This is a genomic window from Streptomyces sp. NPDC101152 (assembly GCF_044768275.1).
Lineage (GTDB): Bacteria > Actinomycetota > Actinomycetes > Streptomycetales > Streptomycetaceae > Streptomyces.
On the sequence record NZ_JBIWPO010000126.1, the window covers coordinates 1 to 3,123 of the forward strand.

The 3,123-nt window shown below is 68.1% G+C and carries 3 protein-coding genes; 2 read left to right on the forward strand and 1 reads right to left on the reverse strand.

Translation table 11 applies throughout. The features are described from left to right. Positions 1 to 290: 290 nt before the first annotated feature. Positions 291 to 1,088 carry a PIG-L deacetylase family protein gene (locus ACIRVK_RS45365; RefSeq protein ID WP_404258005.1) on the forward strand — a complete coding sequence of 266 codons (798 nt, stop codon included), beginning with the start codon at positions 291 to 293 and terminating at the stop codon, positions 1,086 to 1,088. A gap of 238 nt (positions 1,089 to 1,326) precedes the next feature. Here ACIRVK_RS45365 and ACIRVK_RS45370 read toward each other — a convergent pair whose 3' ends face one another. Beyond that, positions 1,327 to 2,571, reverse strand: a complete 1,245-nt coding sequence (locus ACIRVK_RS45370; RefSeq protein WP_404258006.1) for an MFS transporter — start codon at positions 2,569 to 2,571, stop codon at positions 1,327 to 1,329. Between the two features lie 315 nt (positions 2,572 to 2,886). Between ACIRVK_RS45370 and ACIRVK_RS45375 the strand changes: the two genes are divergently transcribed. Next, positions 2,887 to 3,045 (forward strand): hypothetical protein, encoded by a 159-nt coding sequence (locus tag ACIRVK_RS45375; protein WP_404258008.1) that lies wholly within the window; start codon positions 2,887 to 2,889, stop codon positions 3,043 to 3,045. Positions 3,046 to 3,123 lie beyond the last annotated feature (78 nt).

Sequence of the window (3,123 nt, forward strand, 5' to 3'; positions counted from 1 at the left end):
CCATGTCAGGGCAGACAGAAGCACCTCGGCTCGCACCACGGGATTTACCACGCCCCCGGCGCGCACCGAAGGTGCGCTGGATCGCTGAACTGGGCATCAACTGGGTGTGCGCTTCAGGGGAGTTGGGGCGGTTGGTGGCGCATTTGGCAGGTGCGGTAGTGGGGCCGGTGGAGCGGGCCGTTGGGGTGGTCACGTTCGTGTCGCTCCGCCTCCTGCTGGGGCCGGGGCCGGCAGAGCATGTGCGGGTGGGACAGGAGACACCGATGAGTGCCATGACCCAGGATGGGCCCATGGCAACCATCTTGGCCTTTCACGCCCACCCGGACGACGAGGTGTTCCTAACAGGTGGCACGCTCGCGCGGGCCGCAGCCGAGGGACATCGCGTGGTGATCGTGGTCGCCACGGATGGCCTCATGGATGCCGTGCCGGAGGGCGGAGCGCCACGCCTGAGTGAACTGCAGGCGAGCGCGGCCGTGCTGGGTGTGACACGCGTCGTGCACCTGGGGTATGCGAGCAGCGGCCATGGTGCCGTGCTCTATCCGGATCCGCCGGATCGGGCACGCTTCGTGCGGGCAGACACGGAGGAGGCGGCCGAGCGGCTGGCCGCCGTCCTGCGCGAGGAAGACGCGGAACTGCTTATCAGCTACGACGCCAATGGCGGATACGGCCATCGCGACCACGTCAAGGTGCACGAAGTCGGCAAGCGTGCGGCCGAGCTGGCCGGGGTGGATCGGGTGCTGGAGGCGACCATGCCGCGAGATGTCGTGGCTCGCCTGGTGAAGCTTGTCCGCCTGCTGAGGATCCCGTTTAGGTTCGACGCGGATGCGCTGCGCACCGCCTACAGTTCGCGCGCGGCCATCACACACACCATTGATGTCCGACGGTTCGCCGGTCAGAAACAGGCAGCTCTTGCCTCCCACCGTTCGGAGGTATCGGGGACAGGCCGGCTTGCTTCCGTGATGAGGGTGGTGGTTCGTCTTCCGGCCCCTGTCTTCAGTTGGGTATTCGGTCGGGAATGGTTCGTCGAGGGCCGGGCAACAGTCCCGTCCAAGGCCTTCACTGACATCTTCCCGCCGCCCCATCTCTGATCTTGCGTGGAATCCCCGGCTTCGGCCGGGGGGGCAAACGCGTCTCAGGACCGCTCTGGCGCGCAGGTCACAGGGGACGTTTTTGCTGCTCGATCGTCGCGACAGTTGTAGAAGTGGTACTTCATCGCACCAACAGGGGACAGGCCGTGAGGGAGGTAGCCCCGCTGGCAGCCGGTGCGGGACTGGTACAACAGTGTGCTGCGCGGTGCTGAGGTCGGAGGCGGATGGTCGGCCCGGCTCACGTTTGCAGGGTCTCCTGGTGGCTGGTCTTCCGGAGCAGGGGCAGCAGTCCGGCCGCCACGAGCGCGGAGGCGAGGCCGAGGGCGCCGACGGCCGTAGTGAGGTGGCCGGTGGCGGACTTGAGGGCGAGCAGGGCGGGCGGGCAGAGGAACTGCCCGAGGAAGAACGACGCGATCCACAGTCCGGTGCCCCGGCCACGGTTGCGGTATTGCAGCTTTGACATGGCCCAGGTGAGCAGCGTGGGCAGCAGAAAGCCGGTGCCGATGCAGTTCAGGAAGGTGCCGAAGATCAGAATCGCCACGTTGTGGGCCAGGCTGATCAGTATGAACCCTGCTGCGCACAGGGCGAGGATCGCGGCCAGTCTGCGCTCCGGCCGGCCGATCATCGAGGCGAAGATGACGGAGCCGATGACCGTGGCCGTGCTGGCGATCGCGGTGACCATGCCGATGATGGTGCTGGACTGTATGCCCAGGCCGTTCATCAGGTAGGCCGTCTCGGCCGGGACGACGTAGAAGACGATGCCACCGAACACCGAGAGCAGGCAGATGCCGGCCAGCCGGCCGGCCGAGGAGGGCCGGCCCCCGACGGTGAGCGCCTCGTCCACGGGGGCGCCCGGCCCGGGCTTGGGCAGGAATGCGGCCATCGCGGGGGCGAGGAGCAGCCCGACGGCGTAGAGCTGGAACGGGGCGCGCCAGTCCGAGGTGCCCATCGCCCCGCCGACTATGAACAAGGCGGTGGCGGAAATGGTGGCGCACACCGTCTGCAGGGCGAGGTAGCGGTCGCGTGCCCGGCCCGCGTAGTAGTCGCCGATCAGCGTCGTGCAGGAGGTCAAGACGACGGCCTCGGCGACACCGAGGAGGGCACGGCTGGCCACGATGGCACCGAGCGAGTCCAGCCACAGCGGAGCGGTGCCGAACAGCGCGTACAGGACGGCCGCGACGACCAGCGGGATCCTGCGTCCCAGGCGGTCGATCAGGACACCCGCGAGGGGGGAGACCAGGGCGAGCGTGAGCGCGGGAATCGTGAGGATCAACGGGACCAGTACGTCCGCGTCCGGCACCGTGCTGAACAGCTCCTGCAGCTTCGGCAACACGGGAGCGAGTAGCACCGCGCCGAGGACCGGCAGACAACTCCCGCTTATCAGGAGCGTCAAGCGCAGACCGCCCCCGGATTCCGGCACGGGCTCGGTGCTCCGGACGGCGAAACCGTCGGTGGGAACGGGTGAGGAGGTGAAACCGGGCACGCAAGGCCTCCACGCGGGCGGTGACAGGGCACGCGGCAGGCTGCCGCCGTGGCCGTGCCACACTGCAGAGCGCCAGTGCACAAAGGGAAACGCCCGGAGGAATGAGGGGGCGTCTGGACTTGCACGACTATCGGGCAAGTTGCTCCCTGTCGCCTACCCCCTACGCCATTCAACTGGTGGATCTCGCCTATCCATCTGCTGGATGGTTCCCGGTGCCGACCTCCCGCCGCAGATCGGTTCAGGGTGCCGGCCGGCGGCAACGCCGCAACACCCACGCCCTCCTGCCGCCCGCACCCGTCTCCAGACCGCCGCGGCATGAACCTCCGCGGCAACCCGCACACCCTCGCCCAGGTCCGTCGGCGGGTCGGCATCGACAATCGCCAGCGAGCCCTGACCGCACTCGCCGCCCTGGAACAGCAGGGCAAAAAGATCAACCACGCCGCGGTTGGACGCCCGCTGTCGGCGTACAGGTGAACGTCCTCAGCCACGTACGGATGAACGAGGCCAGTTTCTGACGCGCTGAGGGTCAGCGGTGGGCACTCTGCTGCTTGG

Coding starts and splice junctions, on each gene's coding strand:
- ACIRVK_RS45365 (WP_404258005.1), top strand. CDS start 291: ATGGCAACCATCTTGGCCTTTCACGCCCACCCGGACGACGAGGTGTTC.
- ACIRVK_RS45375 (WP_404258008.1), top strand. CDS start 2,887: ATGAACCTCCGCGGCAACCCGCACACCCTCGCCCAGGTCCGTCGGCGG.